Origin of the sequence: Hymenobacter jeollabukensis, from assembly GCF_005771675.1 — a bacterium.
GTDB classification, from domain to species: Bacteria; Bacteroidota; Bacteroidia; order Cytophagales; family Hymenobacteraceae; genus Solirubrum; species Solirubrum jeollabukense.
This window is the reverse complement of the sequence record NZ_VAJM01000009.1, coordinates 66,319-84,741: the sequence shown is the minus strand read 5'-3', so window position 1 is coordinate 84,741 and position 18,423 is coordinate 66,319. Positions and strand designations below refer to the sequence as shown.

Genomic DNA, 18,423 nt, shown 5'->3' with positions numbered 1-18,423 from the left:
CCGTAAAAACGCTCCCAGAGCGCAGAAACAGCTTTTAGCAAAGTTTGCAGGCTACAAACAGGAAAAGACCTGACTTAGTTGCCAGGTCTAATCCATGCTTTGTCGGACTGGAAAAACAGGTGCGGCAAATGGAATCGACCGTTTCTGTTTAAGGTTTGATCAGTCCGGTTAAAGCAGGTAGTGGAGAGAGGTAATTACTTAACCTCTACTTCAGCACCAGCTTCTTCCAGCTGCTTCTTCAGGCCTTCAGCCTCGTCCTTGGTCACACCTTCTTTCAGGGGCTTCGGAGCGCCGTCAACCAGTTCTTTGGCTTCTTTCAGGCCCAGGCCCGTCAGGTCTTTCACCAGCTTCACGACAGCCAGTTTCTGAGCACCAGCGGCTTTCAGGATGACGTCGAACGAGGTTTTCTCTTCGGGAGCGTCAGCAGCAGCGCCAGCGCCACCACCGGCCATCATTACCGGAGCAGCAGCAGCCGGCTCGATGCCGTACTCGTCCTTCAGGATACCAGCCAGTTCGTTAACTTCTTTAACGGTCAGGCTAACGAGCTGCTCTGCAAATGCTTTCAGATCTGCCATTTTGCAAAAAATTTGGGGTGTTGTTGAAAACGATGAATTGAGAGAGAAAGAGAGCAGCGGTTAGCCTGCGGCCTCTTCTTTTTCCGAAAGGGTTTTGAGGATGCCGGCCAGCTTGTTGCCACCGCTCGACAGAGCGCTGATAACGTTTTTGGCGGGCGACTGGAGCAGACCGATGATGTCACCGATGAGTTCCTGCTTGCCTTTGATGGTGCTGAGCGTGTCGAGCTGGTTGGTACCAACGTACACGTCGCTGTCCAGGTAAGCACCTTTGAACACCGGCTTGGGCTCAACGCCGCGGCCGTAGTTCTGCGACTTGTAGAAGTCTTTCAGCAGCTTCGCCGGAGCCGAACCGGATTCCTGCGAGAACAGGATGCCCGACTGGCCTTTCAGCGCCTCGTCCATCGCTGAGGTATCACCCTCCAGACGGTCAAGAGCCTTACGGATCAGCGTGTTTTTGTAGACCTTGTATTCCATCCCGCGGTTGTAGCACAGGCGACGGAATTCGTTGATCTTCGCCACGGACATGCCCGAGGCATCCGTGATGTAGAAGAAGCTGTACTCGCCGAATTTACCGGCCAGCTCATCTACGAGGGCGTATTTTTCTTCCTTCGTCATGATCAGGCGTGATAATTACTTGGCGGAATTGGCAGCCGTGTCAACCGGCACGCCGGGGCTCATCGTGCTCGAGAGCGTGATGCTCTTGATGTACGTACCCTTAGCCGACGAAGGCTTCAGACGCTGCAGGGTCTGGATAAGCTCCAGTGCGTTTTCGGCCAGCTTCTGCTCGTCGAACGACACTTTGCCAACCGAGGTGTGAATGATGCCGGTCTTGTCAACTTTGAAGTCGATTTTACCAGCCTTCACTTCCTGCACAGCCTTGGCCACGTCCGTGGTTACGGTGCCCGACTTCGGGTTCGGCATCAGGCCACGCGGACCCAGTACCCGGCCCAGACGGCCCACTTTCGCCATTACGGCCGGCATCGTGATGATAACGTCCACGTCGGTCCAACCCTTCTCGATTTTCGAGATGTAGTCGTCCAGACCCACGAAATCAGCACCAGCTGCCGTAGCTTCAGCTTCTTTGTCCGGGGTCACCAGCGCCAGCACCCGTACGGTTTTACCTGTGCCGTGGGGCAGCGTGGCCACGCCGCGAACCATCTGGTCCGCTTTGCGCGGGTCAACGCCCAGGCGTACGTCGATGTCTACCGAAGCGTCAAACTTGGTGAAGGTGATTTCCTTTACCACTTTGGCGGCGTCCTGCAGCGACCGTACTTCCGTCAGATCGAATTTGGCAAGGGCTTCCTTGCGCTTTTTGCTCACTTTAGCCATGGTCTTAGCCGATTACTTGGTGAGGGGGCTTTCGCCCGTAATGGTGAGGCCCATGCTGCGAGCGGTACCGGCAACGAGTTTCATGGCCGACTCGATCTTGAACGCGTTCAGGTCGGGCATCTTCGTTTCGGCAATTTGGCGGACTTGGTCCCAGGTCACCGAGCCAACCTTGTTCCGGTTCGGCTCTTTCGACCCGCTCTGAATCTTCGCTGCTTCCATGAGCAGGATCGGCGCAGGCGGCGTCTTAATGACAAAGTCAAACGACTTGTCAGTGTACATGGTGATGAGAACAGGTAACACTTGGCCGGCTTTATCCTGGGTGCGAGCATTGAACTGCTTGCAGAACTCCATGATGTTCAAGCCTTTCGAACCAAGCGCAGGTCCAATCGGCGGAGCTGGGTTAGCCGCGCCTCCCTTTACCTGAAGCTTCAGGTAACCTCTGATTTCCTTGGCCATTTGGTTGATTACTTCGACTGTGGGTGGCTCCCACCGCCGTTGTGAAAAATGCTCCTATGGAAGCGGCTACCAGTCCGGAGCGGACGACCGATAGCCCAACTGTAACAGTTCTAGACTTCTTTCTCGACCTGGGTGTAGCTTAACTCCATCGGAGTGCTACGGCCAAAAATCTTCACGATTACGTTCAGCTTCTTGCGCTCCTCGAATACCTCGGATACCGTACCCGACATACCCGCGAAGCCGCCGTCGATAATCTTCACCAGCTCGCCAACCACGAAAGGCACTTCCAGCGCTGCCGGCTGCTCTTCCGTCTCATCCACGATACCGAGGATGCGGTTCACTTCGCTCATGCGGAGCGGAATGGGCTTGGCATTAGCCGTCTTGTTTTCCTTGTCGCTCAGAAAGCCCAGCACGCCCGGCGTGGTGGTGATGATGTGGTCCACCTCCCCGTGCGTCAAATCGGCGTGGATGAGGATGTAACCGGGGAAGAAGCTACGCTCGCGCACCCGCTTCTTGCCGTTGCGCATCTCGTACACTTTCTCGGCCGGAATCAGCACCTGCGGTACCAGCTCGTCGAGCCCGTGACGGTGAATCTCCGTTTCGAGGTATTGCTTGGCTTTCTTCTCCTGGCCGCTTACCGAGCGTACCACGTACCACTTCAATTCTCCCATTGTCCTGCGTAGTTAGGTTATAGGTGAAGGTTAGCGGAACGAGTTGTAGAACGCCTTCAGCAGCGACTCAAAGGTCACGTCCATCAGGCCCACCACGATGGCAAACACCAGCGAACCGATGAGCACCAGACCGGCGCTCTTCTGCAATTCCTCGAACGATGGCCAAGTCACCTTGTAGCGCATCTCTTCGACGGTATCGCGGAAGTATTTCGACAGCTTATCCATGATTGAAGGACCGGTTGGCGGTAAGGCAAAAGCGGCCGCTTCAGCAGCGGCCGTCTTTAGGTTTAATCTGCACGGGCGGAGAGATTCGAACTCCCATCAAAGGTTTTGGAGACCTCTATTCTACCCTTGAACTACGCCCGTGTAAGCGCTTATTGAGGCAGCTATGCTTCAATTCGGAGTGCAAATGTACCGAAGGTTATGGATAAAACAAATTCAAGCGTAAAAAAAACGTTATCGGATGCTCTTGACGGTCCGCTAATTACAGTAAATAGGGTTGTCGTCCTTCTGCACTTTAAGACCAATGCGGCGCTCAGGCATCATATACGCCGACAACTGCAAATAGCATCGTGAGCCTGATTTAACCCTATTCTGGCCAACCAGTGCCCTTATTAGAAACCGAAGTCGATAACCGGTAAATTGGGGCTTATAAGCTTATTCCAATAGCTTAAAAACACTACGGCCTCTACCGGTTTCCCAGTAGAGGCCGTGTGTCTAATAAGACCAGAGGTCGTAATTAGTCGAGGATTTCGGTTACCTGACCGGCACCTACCGTGCGGCCACCTTCGCGGATAGCGAAGCGCAGACCTTTCTCCATGGCCACAGCGTTGATCAGCTCAACGTTGATGGTCACGTTGTCGCCGGGCATTACCATTTCTACGCCTTCAGCCAGCGTGATGATACCGGTTACGTCGGTGGTGCGGAAGTAGAACTGCGGACGGTAGTTGTTGAAGAACGGCGTGTGACGGCCACCTTCTTCCTTCGACAGAACGTAAACTTCAGCCTTGAACTTTTTGTGGGGGGTTACCGAGCCGGGTTTGCAGATAACCATACCGCGACGGATGGCCTCTTTTTCAATACCGCGGAGTAGCAGACCTACGTTGTCACCAGCTTCGCCACGGTCCAGGATCTTGCGGAACATCTCAACGCCCGTTACGGTCGACTTGAGGTTTTCAGCACCCATACCGAGGATTTCAACCGGCTCACCCGAGTTGATTACGCCGCGCTCGATACGACCGGTAGCTACGGTGCCACGGCCGGTAATCGAGAAGACGTCTTCTACCGGCATCAGGAACGGCTGGTCCGTCAGACGGGGAGGAATCGGAATGAAGGAGTCAACAGCATCCATCAGAGCCTCGATGGTACCAACCCACTTGGCATCACCGTTCAGACCGCCGAGGGCCGAACCTTGGATAACCGGGATGTTGTCACCGTCGAAGTCGTAGAACGACAGCAGCTCGCGGATTTCCATCTCAACGAGTTCGAGCAGCTCGGGGTCGTCGACCATGTCGACTTTGTTCATGAACACCACCAGCTGCGGTACACCTACCTGGCGAGCCAGCAGGATGTGCTCACGGGTCTGGGGCATCGGGCCGTCGGTAGCAGCTACCACGAGGATAGCGCCGTCCATCTGAGCAGCACCGGTTACCATGTTCTTCACGTAGTCAGCGTGACCCGGGCAGTCAACGTGAGCATAGTGACGGTTGGCGGTGGAGTACTCGACGTGAGCGGTGTTGATGGTGATACCGCGCTCTTTTTCCTCCGGAGCGTTGTCGATCGAGGAGAAGTCACGCTTAGCGGCCAGACCTTTGTTAGCCAGCACCGTGGTGATGGCGGCGGTCAGAGTCGTTTTGCCGTGGTCCACGTGACCGATCGTGCCGATGTTTACGTGCGGCTTGGACCGGTCAAAAGTTTCTTTAGCCATTGTAAAGAGATTGGGAAGAAATTTTGAGGGAAAAGAGGGTGCTTACGCGCTGCGGGTATACTGCAAGAAAGCGATACGCAGACTTCTCCCTAGGAAAAAACTGCACGTCGCTTGCTGCAGGCCAGACGGCGGCAGGCGCGCTGCCCCGTTAGGTTCACTCTTGAGCCGTTGCGGGGATTTGAACCCCGGACCTCTTCCTTACCAAGGAAGTGCTCTACCCCTGAGCTACAACGGCTTGTTTCTTGTTTTATCAGACTCGGTCAGCGGAAAAAGAGCGGGAGACGAGGTTCGAACCCGCGACCTGCAGCTTGGAAGGCTGCCGCTCTACCAACTGAGCTACTCCCGCGTGATGAGCTGATTAGCAAGAAGAAATGAAGTGGGGGGAGAAGGATTCGAACCTTCGAAGTCGTAAGACAACGGATTTACAGTCCGTCCCATTTGGCCGCTCTGGAATCCCCCCGTTTTCAGGACTTCGGCCGGATGCCGAAACTCATTTTGTTCGCCTCATTAACCCGCCGTGGTAGCTAGGTCGCTGAATTGGATTGCAAAATTAGGGGCTTTCTGATGCAAGTCAAGCACCCGCGCAAAAACCTGAACTATTTTTTTTCGTCGTTTTCCTCGAAAAAGGCCTAAACCGCGCTATTGCAGCAGGTTATAGATACCGATGAGGCGCTCATCTTTTTCCTTGCTGCGAATGTCGGCCAGGGTAGTTTTCAGCGCCGGCATGTTCGAAGACAGCGTGCTGAGCCCTTTGTAGGCCCCGAGGCGCACTTCGTAGTTCGGATTGGTCCGGGCCATCTGCTCCATTTTCTTCAAGGCCTTGTCGCGTTCCACGGCCGGAATGCGCAGCATGTAGGTACCAAAATCCTGCAGCAGCTGGTAGAGCGTGGCGGCGTCGGCGTCGTCGAGCTGGGCGAGATACCACTGGTACTGGTCGATGCTGCCGTTCAGGGTAAAATACGTCGAGAGGGCCCCGACGATGAGCGGGTTCTTCTCGGTGCGCAGGCCGTCGATGCGCGACTGCGCGGCCACCGTGGGCGCCTTGGTCAGGGCCGTAATGGCGGCGCCCATTACTAAGTAGGAGCTGTCGTTCAGCGCCTGGGTGAATACTTTGCCGAAGTCCTCGTTCTGGAAGGCGGCGAGGGTGGTTAGGGTTGTCGCGCGGACGCGGCTGTCCTTGTCGGTAGTGGCTACGCGCTCCAGGTCTTTGCGCACCGCACCGCCTTCGGGGCCGCGGTAGCGGCGCAGGCCTTCGGCGGCGGCGGCCCGCACGCCCCAGAACGGGTCGTTAAGAGCGTTGCGCATCATGCTGCTCACGCCCAGATCGGCCAGCTTGGGCTTCAACTCGGCAATGGCCTGGGTTTTCGAGAGCAGGTTGCGGGCGTGGTAGAACTGATACACCAGCTCGTCCTGGCTTTTCTCCTCGGTCAGCTCGGCCAGCAAGGTCTTATCTGAGTCGAACTGTACTAGCCCGGGCTTCTGGCTAACGGGCAGCTGGAAGGTCTGGCTGGCTTTGGTAACGACAATGCGGTGGTCGGTGGGCTTGTCGTTGACCCAGGTGGTAACGGTAACGGGCAGGCGGTAGATGGGCTGGTAGAGGGTATCCTGCTTCTGCACCACGCGCAGCGTCACTTTCCCATCGGCATAGGAATGCGCCACGGCAACCGTGGGGTGGCCGCGCTGCAGAAACCACTGGTCGAAAAACCAGTTCAGGTCTTCGCCGGTGACTTCCTCGAAGGTCATGCGCAGCTCCGCCAGCTCCACGGCCGAGAACTTGTGCTGGGTCAGGTAGCGGTTGAGGGCCGTGAAGAAGGCGTCGTCGCCGACGTAGTTGCGCAGCATGTGGAGCACCTGCCCGCCTTTCTGGTAAGAATGGCGGTCGAACATGTCCTCCTTGTCGGCGTAGCGGTAGCGCACCAACGGCTCACGCTTGCTCTGGGCCTCCTCGAAATACAGCGCGGCCTGCTTCTGGCTCCAGAGGTCGGCGGCGTCGCGGCCGTACTTGAATTCATTCCAGAGGTACTCGCCGTAATTGGCGAAGGCCTCGTTGAGCGGCAGGTTGCTCCAGGATTCGGCCGTGACCAGGTCGCCGAACCACTGGTGAATCAGCTCGTGGGCAATGACGTCGTCGCTGTTGCCGTCGAGGAGCTGGCGGCGGGTTTTCAGCGTCATCTCGGTGCCGTGTACGGTGGCCGAGGTATTCTCCATGGCCCCCGAGATGTAGTCGCGCACGACGACCTGGCTGTATTTCTCCCAGGGAAACTCCATGCCAAGCTTCTTGCTGAAGAATTCCAGCATCTGCGGGGTACGCCCGAACAGCGGCCGGGCGTCGGCGGTGTTCTGCGGCTCCACGTAGTAGTCGACGGCCTTGCCGTGCCAGGAGTCGTTGACGACGGCAAAGTCGCCGACGGCCATCATGGCCAGATAGGGCGCGTGGGCGAGGCTCTGCTTCCAGGTATCGGTGCGGGTGCCGTCGTTATTCTTCTTCGAGCCGATCAGCAAGCCGTTGGACAGGGTCTTGAACTGCTGCTCCACCGTCAGGCTGATTTCCTGCGTCATGCGCTGGTTGGGCCGGTCGATGGTCGGAAACCAGCAGGAACTGCCTTCCGTCTCGCCCTGCGTCCACAGCTGGCGGGGCTTGTTTTTCTCGGCGCCGAGTGGGTTGATGAAGTACAGGCCCTTGGAAGCCCGAATGGCCGCGCTGCCGCCGGCGGGCAGCTCATTGGGCTTGGCCACGTACTGAATACGGACCTGGTACGGTTCAGTGCGGGCGTAGGCCCGGTCCAGCGTAATAGCCAGGCGGCGCTTGTCGTACTGGTAGTTCAGGGTCTTTTCCTTGCCACTCGTCACCAGCTTCACGCTCTTCACGTCGAAGCCCTTGGCGTCGAGCACCAGCTGCGTCTGCGGGTAGAAATGCGGGCGCACGGTGAGGGTGGCCGTACCCAGCAGCCACTGCTTGGCCCAGTCGAAGCGCACGTCGAGCTTGGTATCGACCAGGTCGTGCAGCAGGGTGGCGGCGGGCTGAACGGGATTGACCGGCGGCAGCCAGTTCGGCACAATCATGATGGACTGGGAAGCCGGCTGCCTGCTGTCGGTCGGCTCGGTGGCCGCGGCCTTGTGGGGGGTGTTCTTCTTGGCCGAACCCGGCTTCGAAGGCTGTCCCAGCAAGGTAAAAGGCAATGCAATAGCCAGCGTAAAAGCCCCGAGTGCCGGATATTTCATGAGGAGCTAGTTGGGGTAATCTGAGGGTTGAAGTTCCGAAATAATTTCAGATTCCCTCTATCTTTAAGCCCTTTTCCGCCGCATTCTCCCCCTCATCCTACCCCACCCGCATGCTACAGGTCAGCGCTGGCCCCGGACACTCATGGAGTGTCGACATCAACGCCCACGGCATCTCCGTCGACGAGCAACCCTTTGAGTGGGACCTGATTGACTTGGGCGAAGGCCGCTACCACCTGCTGTATCAGGGGCGCTCCTACGCCGCCGAACTGCTGGAAATCGACGCGGCCAGCAAGACCGTGCATCTTAAGCTTAACGGGCAGCGTTTTGAGCTGCAGGCCAAGGACCGTTTCGACCTGCTGCTCGATAAACTGGGCATGAGCCAGGCGGCCAGTACCAAGATCAACGAGGTGAAAGCCCCCATGCCGGGCCTTATCGTAGCCATTCGGGTGGAGCCGGGCCAGGCCGTGCAGAAGGGCGACCCGCTGCTGGTGCTGGAAGCCATGAAAATGGAGAACATCCTCAAGTCGCCCGGCGACGGGGTGGTAGGCGCCGTAAAAGTGGGCATGCGCGACAACGTGCAGAAGGGCCAGGTGCTGATTCAGTTTGCCTAAGCTGTTTCGGCCGCTCCCTTGCCGCGTCGCGTACCTAGCAAAGTCATCAACCTAACTCCAGACCGTTGAAATACAACCGAATCCTGCTGAAGCTGAGCGGCGAGGCCCTGATGGGCAAGCAGCAGTACGGCATTGATGCTGAGCGCCTGATGCAGTACGCCGAAGAAGTACGCGCCGTGGCCGAGCTGGGCGTGCAAGTGGCCGTGGTCATCGGCGGGGGCAACATCTTCCGCGGCGTGCAGGCCGAAGCCTTCGGGCTCGACCGCGTGCAGGGCGACTACATGGGCATGCTGGCCACGGTCATCAACTCGATGGCCCTGCAGAGCGCCCTGGAAAAGCTGGGCACGCCTACGCGCCTGCTCTCGGGCCTCACCATTCAGCGCGTGTGCGAGCCGTACATCCGCCGCCGGGCCATGCGCCACCTCGAAAAAGGCCGCGTGGTCATCTTCGGCGCCGGCATCGGCTCCCCGTACTTCACCACCGACTCGGCCGCCTCGCTGCGCGCCATCGAAGTGGAGGCCGACGTGGTGCTGAAGGGTACCCGCGTCGACGGCATCTACACGGCCGACCCCGAGAAGGACCCCACGGCCACGCGCTACCCGCAGATTACCTTCGACGAGGTGATGGAAAAGAACCTCAACGTGATGGACATGACCGCCTTCACGCTCTGCAAGGAGAATAATCTGCCCATCATCGTGTTCGACATGAACAAGGAAGGCAACCTGCAGAAGCTGCTCCGCGGCGAGGCCGTGGGTACTTTGGTGACGATGAACGGTGCCGAACCCAACCTCGACCCCAAGCACAGCGGCTTGCAGCCCGACCTGCACCACTCCTCCCCCGCTGCCAGCGGGCAACAGGCGTAACTCTTAATTGTCAAATGGCTGTATGGTTAAACGGCTGGTCGTTCTAGGTTTGCAGAACAATCAACCCTTTAGCCATTCAACAATTTAACCATTCCCTTTCCACACATGGACGAAGAAATTCAGCTGTACCTGAGCGACGCCGAAGAATCGATGGCGAAGGCGCTGCAGCACACCAACACGGAGCTGAGCCGCATCCGGGCCGGCAAGGCCACGCCCTCGATGCTGGACTCCCTGCGCGTCGACTACTACGGCACGCCTACGCCGGTGGCGCAGGTGGCCAACGTATCGGCCCCCGACGCCCGCTCGCTGGTTATCCGCCCCTGGGAAAAGAACATGCTGGGCGAAATCTCCAAGGCCATCAAGAACAGCGACCTGGGCCTGAACCCCATTTCGGATGCCGACTCGATTCGCCTGAACCTGCCCCCGATGACCGAGGAGCGGCGCCGCGACCTGGTGAAGCAGGTGAAGAACGAAGCCGAAAACGGCAAAGTCCGCATCCGCGGCATCCGCAAGGACGTGAACGAGTCGTTGCGCAAGCTGCAGAAGGAAGGCGCTTCGGAAGACGCCGTGAAGGACGCCGAAACCAAGGTGCAGAAGTACACCGACAGCTACATCGTGAAGATTGACGACGCGATGAGCAAGAAGGAAGCGGAGATTATGACCATCTAAGCTTTCGGCTCAAGCTGAAAAACAACGCGGCCCGACTGAGAAATCAGCCGGGCCGCGTTGCGTTTACTTGGTCTAGTTGCCGCGCCAGTAGCCCTGCGCTTCTATCTCACGCTCCACCGCCTCCGGTACGAGGTAGCGGATGGATTGCCCGGCGTGGATGCTGGCACGGATGAACGTAGCCGAAATATCCAGCAGCGGAGCTTCCACCACGCGCACCTTCGCGGGCAACGGCTCCGGCAGCGCATAACCGGACCGGGGGTACACGTACACTTCAAACTCGGTCAGCAGGCGGTCGGCGGACTTCCAGCGGGGCAAACCCGGCAGGTTGTCGCCGCCCATGAGCAGCACGAACTCGGTGCCCGGATACTGCCGGCGCAGCTCATCGAGGGTATCGATGGTATAGCTGGGCTTGGGCAGGCCGAACTCCACGTCGAGCACGCGCAGCCGTTCGTTGCCGGCAATGGCCAGCTGCACGAGGTGCAGGCGCGCCTGCTCGGATAGCAACTCCTCCCCCACCTTAAACGGGCTCTGCGGCGACACCACCAGCCACACCGCCTCCAGATCGGTGCGGGTGGCCAGGTGGTTGGCCAGGATCAGGTGCCCGACGTGGACGGGGTTGAACGAGCCGAAGAGCAGGCCCACGCGGCGCGGGCTGCTCATCAGACGATGGCCGGCTCGGCGGTGATGAAGTCGCGCACCAGCTTTTCGGCCTGGAAGGTGGCCAAGTCGAGGTCGTCGTTGACGATAACGGCGTCGAAGCGGTCCTCGAAAGTCAGCTCGAAGTTGGCCTTGTAAAGGCGGGCCGAAATGCTCGACGCCGAATCGGTGGCGCGGGACTTCAGGCGCTGCTCCAGCACTTCCAGGGACGGCGGCTTGACGAAAATGCACAAGGCACGCTCTTTGTAGAACTCCTTGATGCTGAGGCCACCCTTTACGTCGATATCGAGGATGGCGTGCTTGCCGCCTTCCCAGATACGCTCAACTTCCGACTTCAGGGTGCCATAGTAGGAGCCTTCGTAGACTTCCTCCCACTCCACAAATTCGTCGTGGCGGATTTTCTCCTGAAACTCCTGAACGGTGATGAAATAGTAGTCCTTGCCGTTCTGCTCGGCCCGGCCGCGACGGTCGCGCGTGCAGGCCGAGATAGAAAAGCTCAGCTCCGGAATGCGTTCCATGAGCCGGTGGACGATGGTGGTTTTGCCGGCCCCTGAAGGCGCCGAAAACGCGATGATTTTGCCCTGCATAGGGCAAAATTAGACCTTTTCGGCCTGTACGCGCGCCATAATGTTGGCAGAAAGACCAGCGGGTACGCCTTTGCGCCCTACGTACTGGTTCACGAAGTCAACGAAAACGCGCTGCTTATCAATACTATCGAAGCAGGGCGAGCAATCTTCCGCATGATGGACGAAGTACTCTTCGTCCTCGATGGTAGGCTCGTGGCCTACGATAATCTGGTCGAGGATGGTGTTCACACGCTCACAGTCGGCGCCGGCGGCAATGTGGGCGGCCGGGCCTTGTTGGTTGGGTGTAGACTTCGGGGCCATAGCGGAGGAAGTAGGTCGGTGGAGGAGGTTAAATGTACTTAGTCTTCGTCTTCATCGTACGCTGGGGCAACATCGTCTTCCTCAGAATCGTTGCCGTAACCCATTTTTTTTGCGTAGCGCTCCAGTTTGTCTTTCAAGAAATTACGGGCGCGGTGCAGGCGGGAGCGGACCGTCCCGATAGGAATATCGAGCACCTTGGCCATTTCCTCGTAGGTGAAACCTTCCAGGTCGCAGAGGATGATGACGGTGCGAAAGTCGACGGGCAGGGAGTTCAGGGCGCTGGCTACTTCGTCACCGATCAGGTCGCGGGTGGACTGCTGGCGCATGTCCTGCGAGGTGGCGCCGGTATCGGCGTCGGCATCCACGTCCTCGGTGTTGTAGTAGCCCTCGATTTCACTGTAGTCGACCTTGGCGGGCTGCTTGCTTTTTTTCCGAAAATCGTTGATGAACGAATTTTTCAGGATGCGAAACAGCCAGGCTTTGGCGTTGGTTCCGGGCTCAAAGTATTCGAAGAAGCGGTAGGCCTTCAGGTAGGTTTCCTGGACGAGGTCATTGGCGTCGTCTTCGTCGAGAGTCAGGCGGAAGGCAAAGTTGTAGAGGGAATCCAGCACGGGCAGCAGCTCGGCTTGGAAACGACGGTCTTTCTCCTCCTTGCTCAGTTTAGGAACCCGTTCGGGAGTGTCGCTCATAGAGGTGGGTGGTTCAGGCAGGTGAGTATTGCCTCGGCTAAATGTAACGAAAGGTTGGGTTCAACGGGTTACACCGCTGGCCTGGCGGCGCCGTTCGGCCGCGACGACCAGAAAGCCATAGAGGAAGACGAACAGGTTGAAGCCTATCTGCATTTCCAGCAGCGAATCGGCCAGGGCCGCCGCCGCGAAAATGAGCAGGTAGTGTCTCACGTACGGATTTTGGCGCAGCCCGGGTTGCACCAGGGGCGTAATGAGCACCCAGAGCCACACCAGCAGGCCCAGTGCGCCGGCCCCGACGAGGTAGTGCACGTACTGGTTGTGAATCATCACGCGGTTCTGCTGCTCCAGGCCGTAGGTCTGCCACGCGAACTGCGCGTCCATGGCCTGGCGCACGTCGGCCGGGGCCACGCCCAGCCAGGGGTGCTCGGTTACCAGCGCCTGCGCATTGTGCAGGGCCGCCAGCCGCCGACCGATGGACAGCTGGTTGATGTCGCGGCCGGCGTTGTATTCCTGCAGGTCGTAGAGCGTGGCCCCGACGCGTTTCTGCACCGAGGGCAGGCTGACGTAAGCGGTTACGGCCAGCCCAAGGCCCACGGTCAGCAGCCCCAGCGCCAGCAGCGGCCGGCGGAACAGCAGCAACAGGCCCGACACGAACAGCGCCGTATAAAACGCCAGCAAACCGGTGCGGTACACCAGCACGTGCAGGCTGACGGTGGCCGCCGCCGCCGCGCCGAGCAGCAGCCAGCGCCCGAGCCGCCCGGCCCGCGGCTCCTGGCTGAGCGACACGGCCCAGAATGCCGCCAGGGCCAGCATCACGCCGAAATAGATGTGGAAGATATTGGTGACCGAAGGCACATTTTGCCCGGTACCAATCAGTTCCTGCGCCCAGACAGGGTCGGCGAGGTAGCGGCCCAGGGTAGCCAGGCCCAGCAGTGCGGTGCTACCCACGAAGCCCGCTCCCAGCCCGAAGCGCTGCCGCCCCGACAACGGCACGGCCAAGACAAAGGCCAGCGGTACGCCGATAAGCGGCAACTGCCGGTACAGTTCGTGGCGCCACACGTCCCAGTCGGAGGTGTACCACCAAGTGAGCGGGATGAGCAGGTAGAGTACAGCAGCGCGGCGGGCGGCCCCGTTGCGCAGCCACTGCGGCACAGCCCGGCGCAGGTGAGGATTGAGCAGCGCTGCTACAACGGCCGCTAAGGGCGCCAGCGCCACCAAGGCCCGGGCTGTAAATAGTAACCCGATGCCACCGGCTACGCAGGCAATCAGCAGTAAGTATTGCGACAGGTAGCCGCGACGGTACCAATCCGGTAACGGGTTCAGACGAACATTCACGCGAAAAGACAAAAACGAGCGGCTAAAGCTACAACGCGGCCAGTGGCTGCCAAGTATCGATGCGGCTCAGCAGCTCGGCGGCCGTAATAGCCTTGATGCAAGTGCAGGCGGCGGGCGTTGAGCGGCAGTCCTCGCAGTCGGGCTTGTCGAACACTACGTACTCGGCGTGCGGGCCCAGCGGCGCCCAGCGGCCCGGGTGAATGGGCCGCATGGGCGGAAACACGCCCAGCGCGTGCCGCCCCAGCGCCGCCGCCAGGTGCAATGGCCCAGTACCGGAAGCCACCAGCCCATCGGCGGCGGCAATGAACGCCAGAAACTGCGGCAAGGACAGCTGCCCGGTGAGGTCGGTGAGGACGGCGGCGTGCGCCTGCAGCCACTCGCGCATGGAGTCGCCCTCGGCCTGGGTGCCGCTGACGAAGACGCGGTGGCCGCGCTGGTGCAGCGCCCGGGCCAACGTGCCGTAGTGCTCCAGGCCCCACTCGCGGCCGTGCCCGCGGGAGCGGGGGTGCAGAATGATGTTGAGCTGTTCGGGCCGCTCGCGCGCCAACATGGCCGCGTGAGCAGGCAGCAACGGCGAATCGGCGGCCAAGCGGCCAAGCGGCACCAGCTCAGCCAGGGCGGGAATGGCGGTGAGGCCGAGCGGGCGCAGCAGCTCCATGTTGAGCTGGGCTTCGTGCAGGGGCGAGTGGCGGCGGCTGAGCGGCACCAGGCGGTTGCAGCTCAGCCAGTGAAACCAGCGGTTGCGCGTGCCGATGCGCAGCGGAATGCGGGCCCGCTGGCACAGCCGGGCTAGGCGGCGGCTGGGAAATACGTGCAGCACGGCGTCGGCGCCCACGGCGCGCAGCGTGGCTACCTGTTCGGCGGCGGGCAGCTTTTGCAGGTCATCGTCGCTGATGAATTCGTCGACGGCGGGGCAGGCGGCGGCTACGGCGCGGGTGTAGTCGCGGCCGAGCAAGACCACGCGGCAGCCGGGGTAGCGCTGCTTCAGCCAGCCGCAGACGGGCAAAGTCAGCACCAGGTCGCCGATGGCGTCGGTGCGGCTGACGAGGAAGGTCTTCATGCGGCAGCTGGTTTGCGGGTGAGTACGCGCAGCTTGGCGTACTTCAGAAACACGCCCCAGGCCGATAGCGCGGCAATGCTCAGGCCGGCAAAGCCGTCGAGCCAGCCGCCGCGCAGCAGGTACAGGTGCCAGAACTTCCACGTCGGCTTCACCCACAGCTGCAGGCCGTTGGCGCGTTTGCCCCGGGCGGCCAGCTCCTCGGCGCCGATGGTCGTGAATTTGTTGAGCTGCTGCACGTGGCTTTCGATGGTCGGATAGGAATAGTGCAGCAAGTCGGACTGGAGCTGGCCCAGCGTCTGGCCGGGCTGTACCTCGTACCGTTCGTGCAGCAGCTGGCCCTGCCAGGCGCCCAGGCGCCGGTCGTAGAGGCGCAGCTTCCGGTCGGGGTACCAGCCGCCGTGGCGCACCCAGTGGCCGCAGTAGTTGGTGAGGCGCGGCAGGCTGTAGCCGGCGTGCTGCCAGTCGGCCGTCACGCGCTGGATTTCGGCGCGCAGGGCCTCGGTCAGCACTTCGTCGGCGTCGAGCTGCAGCACGTGGTTGTGGCGGGCCTGGGCGGTGGCAAAGTTCTTCTGCGCGACGTAGCCGGCGAAGGGATGCACCACGACGCGGGCGCCATGCTCCCGGCAGATGGCCACGGTGCGGTCGGTGGAGCCGGAGTCGACCACCACCACGTCGTCGGACAGGCCGTCCAGGGCCGCGAGGCAGCGGCCGATGTTGGCTTCTTCGTTGAAGGTGATGATGACAACCGAGAGCGGAACCGTGGGCATAAGGGCAAATATCCGTATTCCATTGGCTAAGCACATGGCTTCAGATCAGAAGGAAGGCGAGAGTTTGTTCCGGTTTTTCGTGTTCTTTCCGCCTTTCAACTTTCCCGGCTTTCATCCAATGACTTACACAACCGAATCTGAGGCACGGCAATGGGCCACGTTTCTGCATTTGTCGCTGCTAGCCGGCCTGCTGCTTCCCGGCGCCGGCTTTATACTGCCCATTATCCTCTGGCAACTCAAGAAAGATGAGCTGCCCGGTATTGATGCCCACGGCAAAGTGGTCGTCAACTGGCTTATCAGTGCCTTGATTTACGGTGCCGTCGGCGGCCTGCTCGTGTTTGTCTTGATTGGTTTTCCGCTGCTGGCCATTCTGGGCCTGGTTTCTCTGATCTTCCCCATCATCGGTGCCATCAAGGCCAACGAGGGCGTGCTGTGGCGGTATCCACTGTCCCTGCGCATTTTCTCCTGATGCGCCACGAAAGCAAAAAGCCCCGCCGGAATCGTCCGGCGGGGCTTTTTTATCTCGGCTTCAAGCCTAGTAGCGGTACAGGTCCGACTTGAACGGGCCTTCCACCGGTACTTTGATGTAATCAGCCTGCTTGGGCGTCAGCTCGTCCAGCTCCACGCCGATTTTGGCGAGGTGCAGGCGGGCCACCATTTCGTCGAGGTGCTTGGGCAGGGTGTACACCTTGTTCTCGTACTGGTCGTGGTTCTGCCACAGCTCCAGCTGGGCCAGCGTCTGGTTCGTAAACGAGTTGGACATCACGAACGAGGGGTGGCCGGTAGCGCAGCCCAGGTTCACCAGGCGGCCTTCGGCGAGGATGATGACCTCTTTGCCGTCGATGGTGTAGATGTCCACCTGCGGCTTCACCGTGTCCTTGGTGTGGCCGTAGTTCTGGTTCAGCCAAGCCATGTCGATTTCGTCATCGAAGTGGCCGATGTTGCAGACGATGGCCTTGTCCTTCAGCGCGCGGAAGTGCTCTTCGCGCACGATGTCGCAGTTGCCGGTGGTGGTGATGACGATGTCGGCCTCCTTGATGGCGTTTTCCATCTTCTTCACCGCGTAGCCGTCCATGGCGGCCTGCAGGGCGCAGATCGGGTCGATTTCCGTCACGACCACGCGGGCGCCGGCGCCGCGCAGCGAGGCGGCGGTGCCTTTTCCTACGTCGCCGTAGCCGGCCACCACGGCAATCTTGCCGGCCATCATCACGTCGGTAGCGCGGCGGATAGCGTCCACGGCCGACTCTTTGCAGCCGTACTTGTTATCGAACTTCGACTTGGTAACCGAGTCGTTGATGTTGATGGCGGGCAGGGGCAGCTTGCCGGCTTTCATGCGCTCCACCAGGCGCAGTACGCCGGTGGTCGTTTCTTCCGAGATGCCGCGGATGCCGCTCACCAACTCGGGGAAGCGGTCCAGCACCATGTTGGTCAGGTCGCCGCCGTCGTCGAGGATCATGTTCAGCGGCTGGCGCTCCTCGCCGAAGAACAGCGTCTGCTCGATGCACCAGTTGAATTCCTCCTCGTTCATGCCCTTCCAGGCGTACACGGCCGTGCCGGCGGCAGCAATGGCCGCGGCGGCGTGGTCCTGCGTCGAGAAGATGTTGCACGACGACCAGGTCACTTCCGCGCCCAGGGCCTGCAGCGTCTCGATCAGGACGGCCGTTTGAATGGTCATGTGCAGACAGCCGGCAATGCGGGCACCTTGCAGGGGCTTGCTGGCGCCGTACTGCGCGCGCAGGGACATCAGACCGGGCATTTCAGCCTCAGCCAAACGGATTTCCTTGCGGCCCCACTCGGCCAGCGAAATGTCTTTTACCTTATACGGTACGTAGGTCTTGGTCTCAACCATGGTCAGTCGTGGAAATGTCGCAATACAAGTACAAAGTTAACCAATTTGTTTGCCTTGAACTAGGCATAGCAAAAAGCCCGGACCAAGTGGCCCGGGCTTAGCGCAGGTGGCTCGAAAACGAGCTTTAGTTGTTGGTAATCACATCCAATTCCAACTGTTCATCCGTCGGCACGGCTAGGGAGTTGCGCCCCCGCAGCACTACGGTGTAGATTTTCCCGGATTCGAACGTGACGGCCTTGGATTTCAACGTGTTGCCCAGCCCGGCCGCCTCGCGGGCTTCCAAGGTGTACGCCCGGGCATCTACCGTCGTGGGCTGCTGCGAAGCGGCACCGTAAGCCAGGTTCGACACAATGGGCGTCGCCCCGGTGCCCTGGTACGTCAACGTCACGTTGCCCGCCCCAAAGCCGGCATTGACAAATCGCACATTGGCTTTGCCCGCGGCAGGCGCGGTTTGATCATCCGTGGTAATAAGGGTACCGACGGTGGAAGCCGTGGGGTTGTACACGTACAGCGTGTAGCGTTTGTCTTTTTCGATGGTCTGGGTAATAGCAGGCACCACGTCAGCCTGAGTGGTGGTGGCTTTCACCTTAAGCACCCGGTTGCCAGAGTTGGCAGCCTTGTACCCGGTGGCGCGGCCGTAATCCGCGTCGGCGGCTTTTTGGTCATCGACGAGCAGATCAATCTTGACCTTGTTGTAGGGAGCTACGTGTACTGCCTGCACCTGCCCCTGGTCGGGGGCGGGCGTCACCGGATCCGGATCATCGTCGCCGCCGCAGCTGGCGAGAAAGGTGGCTGGCACCGCGGCCAGAAGCAGGAGGTGACCAATGCGTTTCAGAGGGTGGTTCATGAAGGAAGG

At 60.0% G+C, this 18,423-nt stretch carries 21 protein-coding genes and 4 tRNA genes; 4 read left to right on the top strand and 21 right to left on the bottom strand.

The genetic code is table 11. The features are described from left to right. Nucleotides 1–194: 194 nt before the first annotated feature. The 12 genes from rplL to FDY95_RS17135 all read right to left on the bottom strand — a co-directional run bounded on the left by rplL (nt 195) and on the right by FDY95_RS17135 (nt 8,126). Nucleotides 195–575: a 50S ribosomal protein L7/L12 gene (gene rplL / locus FDY95_RS17190; RefSeq protein WP_138079716.1), complete on the bottom strand. Its 381-nt coding sequence runs from the start codon at nt 573–575 to the stop codon at nt 195–197. A 60-nt stretch (nt 576–635) separates the two neighbouring features. Beyond that, the gene (gene rplJ, locus FDY95_RS17185) at nt 636–1,190 is read right to left on the bottom strand and encodes a 50S ribosomal protein L10 (RefSeq protein WP_138079714.1); all 555 of its coding nucleotides are present in this window, start codon (nt 1,188–1,190) and stop codon (nt 636–638) included. A 15-nt stretch (nt 1,191–1,205) separates the two neighbouring features. Next, on the bottom strand, nt 1,206–1,904 hold the full coding sequence (gene rplA, locus FDY95_RS17180; protein ID WP_138079712.1) for a 50S ribosomal protein L1: 699 nt from the start codon (nt 1,902–1,904) through the stop codon (nt 1,206–1,208). 12 nt (nt 1,905–1,916) lie between these two features. Next, on the bottom strand, nt 1,917–2,360 hold the full coding sequence (gene rplK, locus FDY95_RS17175; protein WP_078013211.1) for a 50S ribosomal protein L11: 444 nt from the start codon (nt 2,358–2,360) through the stop codon (nt 1,917–1,919). A gap of 110 nt (nt 2,361–2,470) precedes the next feature. After that, nucleotides 2,471–3,031 (bottom strand): transcription termination/antitermination protein NusG, encoded by a 561-nt coding sequence (gene nusG / locus FDY95_RS17170; protein WP_138079710.1) that lies wholly within the window; start codon nt 3,029–3,031, stop codon nt 2,471–2,473. 30 nt (nt 3,032–3,061) lie between these two features. Further along, nucleotides 3,062–3,256, bottom strand: coding sequence for a preprotein translocase subunit SecE (gene secE, locus FDY95_RS17165; RefSeq protein WP_111478181.1), 195 nt, complete (start codon nt 3,254–3,256; stop codon nt 3,062–3,064). A gap of 70 nt (nt 3,257–3,326) precedes the next feature. Then, nucleotides 3,327–3,397: transfer RNA gene (locus tag FDY95_RS17160), tRNA-Trp, on the bottom strand. A gap of 373 nt (nt 3,398–3,770) precedes the next feature. Continuing rightward, nucleotides 3,771–4,958 (bottom strand): elongation factor Tu, encoded by a 1,188-nt coding sequence (gene tuf / locus FDY95_RS17155; RefSeq protein WP_138079707.1) that lies wholly within the window; start codon nt 4,956–4,958, stop codon nt 3,771–3,773. 163 nt (nt 4,959–5,121) lie between these two features. Then, nucleotides 5,122–5,193, bottom strand: a tRNA-Thr gene (locus tag FDY95_RS17150). Nucleotides 5,194–5,231: 38 nt separating this feature from the next. Then, a tRNA-Gly gene (locus FDY95_RS17145) sits at nt 5,232–5,304 on the bottom strand. A 31-nt stretch (nt 5,305–5,335) separates the two neighbouring features. Then, nucleotides 5,336–5,418 (bottom strand) — tRNA-Tyr (locus FDY95_RS17140). Between the two features lie 179 nt (nt 5,419–5,597). After that, complete coding sequence (locus FDY95_RS17135; protein ID WP_246074063.1) at nt 5,598–8,126, bottom strand: M1 family aminopeptidase; 2,529 nt, start codon at nt 8,124–8,126, stop codon at nt 5,598–5,600. Nucleotides 8,127–8,290: 164 nt separating this feature from the next. On the opposite strand from FDY95_RS17135, the gene FDY95_RS17130 reads away from it, so the two are divergent. From FDY95_RS17130 to frr, 3 genes are all read left to right on the top strand, one after another. Next, the gene (locus FDY95_RS17130) at nt 8,291–8,791 is read left to right on the top strand and encodes a biotin/lipoyl-containing protein (protein ID WP_138079705.1); all 501 of its coding nucleotides are present in this window, start codon (nt 8,291–8,293) and stop codon (nt 8,789–8,791) included. 65 nt (nt 8,792–8,856) lie between these two features. Continuing rightward, nucleotides 8,857–9,654 carry a UMP kinase gene (pyrH, locus tag FDY95_RS17125; RefSeq protein WP_138079703.1) on the top strand — a complete coding sequence of 266 codons (798 nt, stop codon included), beginning with the start codon at nt 8,857–8,859 and terminating at the stop codon, nt 9,652–9,654. Nucleotides 9,655–9,759: 105 nt separating this feature from the next. Next, on the top strand, nt 9,760–10,323 hold the full coding sequence (gene frr / locus FDY95_RS17120; protein WP_138079701.1) for a ribosome recycling factor: 564 nt from the start codon (nt 9,760–9,762) through the stop codon (nt 10,321–10,323). Between the two features lie 72 nt (nt 10,324–10,395). Here frr and nadD read toward each other — a convergent pair whose 3' ends face one another. Genes nadD through FDY95_RS17085 form a run of 7 tightly spaced genes read right to left on the bottom strand, consistent with a single transcriptional unit; the run spans nt 10,396 to nt 15,718 of the window. Beyond that, the gene (nadD, locus tag FDY95_RS17115; protein WP_138079699.1) at nt 10,396–10,983 is read right to left on the bottom strand and encodes a nicotinate (nicotinamide) nucleotide adenylyltransferase; all 588 of its coding nucleotides are present in this window, start codon (nt 10,981–10,983) and stop codon (nt 10,396–10,398) included. Beyond that, nucleotides 10,983–11,567: a guanylate kinase gene (gmk, locus tag FDY95_RS17110; RefSeq protein ID WP_138079697.1), complete on the bottom strand. Its 585-nt coding sequence runs from the start codon at nt 11,565–11,567 to the stop codon at nt 10,983–10,985. Before gmk ends, nadD begins: the two co-directional genes overlap by 1 nt. A gap of 9 nt (nt 11,568–11,576) precedes the next feature. Beyond that, complete coding sequence (locus FDY95_RS17105) at nt 11,577–11,867, bottom strand: hypothetical protein (protein ID WP_138079695.1); 291 nt, start codon at nt 11,865–11,867, stop codon at nt 11,577–11,579. 38 nt (nt 11,868–11,905) lie between these two features. Continuing rightward, nucleotides 11,906–12,556 carry a sigma-70 family RNA polymerase sigma factor gene (locus FDY95_RS17100; protein WP_138079693.1) on the bottom strand — a complete coding sequence of 217 codons (651 nt, stop codon included), beginning with the start codon at nt 12,554–12,556 and terminating at the stop codon, nt 11,906–11,908. Between the two features lie 60 nt (nt 12,557–12,616). Beyond that, a complete protein-coding gene (locus FDY95_RS17095) occupies nt 12,617–13,891 on the bottom strand; it encodes an O-antigen ligase family protein (protein WP_138079691.1) in 1,275 nt (424 codons plus the stop codon). 28 nt (nt 13,892–13,919) lie between these two features. Next, entirely contained in the window at nt 13,920–14,951 is a 1,032-nt protein-coding gene (locus FDY95_RS17090; RefSeq protein WP_138079689.1) for a glycosyltransferase family 9 protein, read from the bottom strand. Beyond that, nucleotides 14,948–15,718: a glycosyltransferase family 2 protein gene (locus FDY95_RS17085; protein WP_171025727.1), complete on the bottom strand. Its 771-nt coding sequence runs from the start codon at nt 15,716–15,718 to the stop codon at nt 14,948–14,950. The genes FDY95_RS17090 and FDY95_RS17085 overlap by 4 nt, the downstream gene beginning before the upstream one ends. 34 nt (nt 15,719–15,752) lie before the next feature. Here FDY95_RS17085 and FDY95_RS17080 point away from each other — a divergent pair, with 34 nt between their 5' ends. Then, on the top strand, nt 15,753–16,187 hold the full coding sequence (locus tag FDY95_RS17080; RefSeq protein ID WP_246074062.1) for a DUF4870 domain-containing protein: 435 nt from the start codon (nt 15,753–15,755) through the stop codon (nt 16,185–16,187). 66 nt (nt 16,188–16,253) lie between these two features. Here the strand turns inward: FDY95_RS17080 and ahcY are convergent, their stop codons facing one another. Further along, the gene (gene ahcY / locus FDY95_RS17075) at nt 16,254–17,567 is read right to left on the bottom strand and encodes an adenosylhomocysteinase (RefSeq protein WP_212744917.1); all 1,314 of its coding nucleotides are present in this window, start codon (nt 17,565–17,567) and stop codon (nt 16,254–16,256) included. A 124-nt stretch (nt 17,568–17,691) separates the two neighbouring features. Next, nucleotides 17,692–18,414 (bottom strand): DUF4397 domain-containing protein, encoded by a 723-nt coding sequence (locus tag FDY95_RS17070; RefSeq protein WP_138079683.1) that lies wholly within the window; start codon nt 18,412–18,414, stop codon nt 17,692–17,694. Between the last annotated feature and the right edge of the window lie 9 nt (nt 18,415–18,423).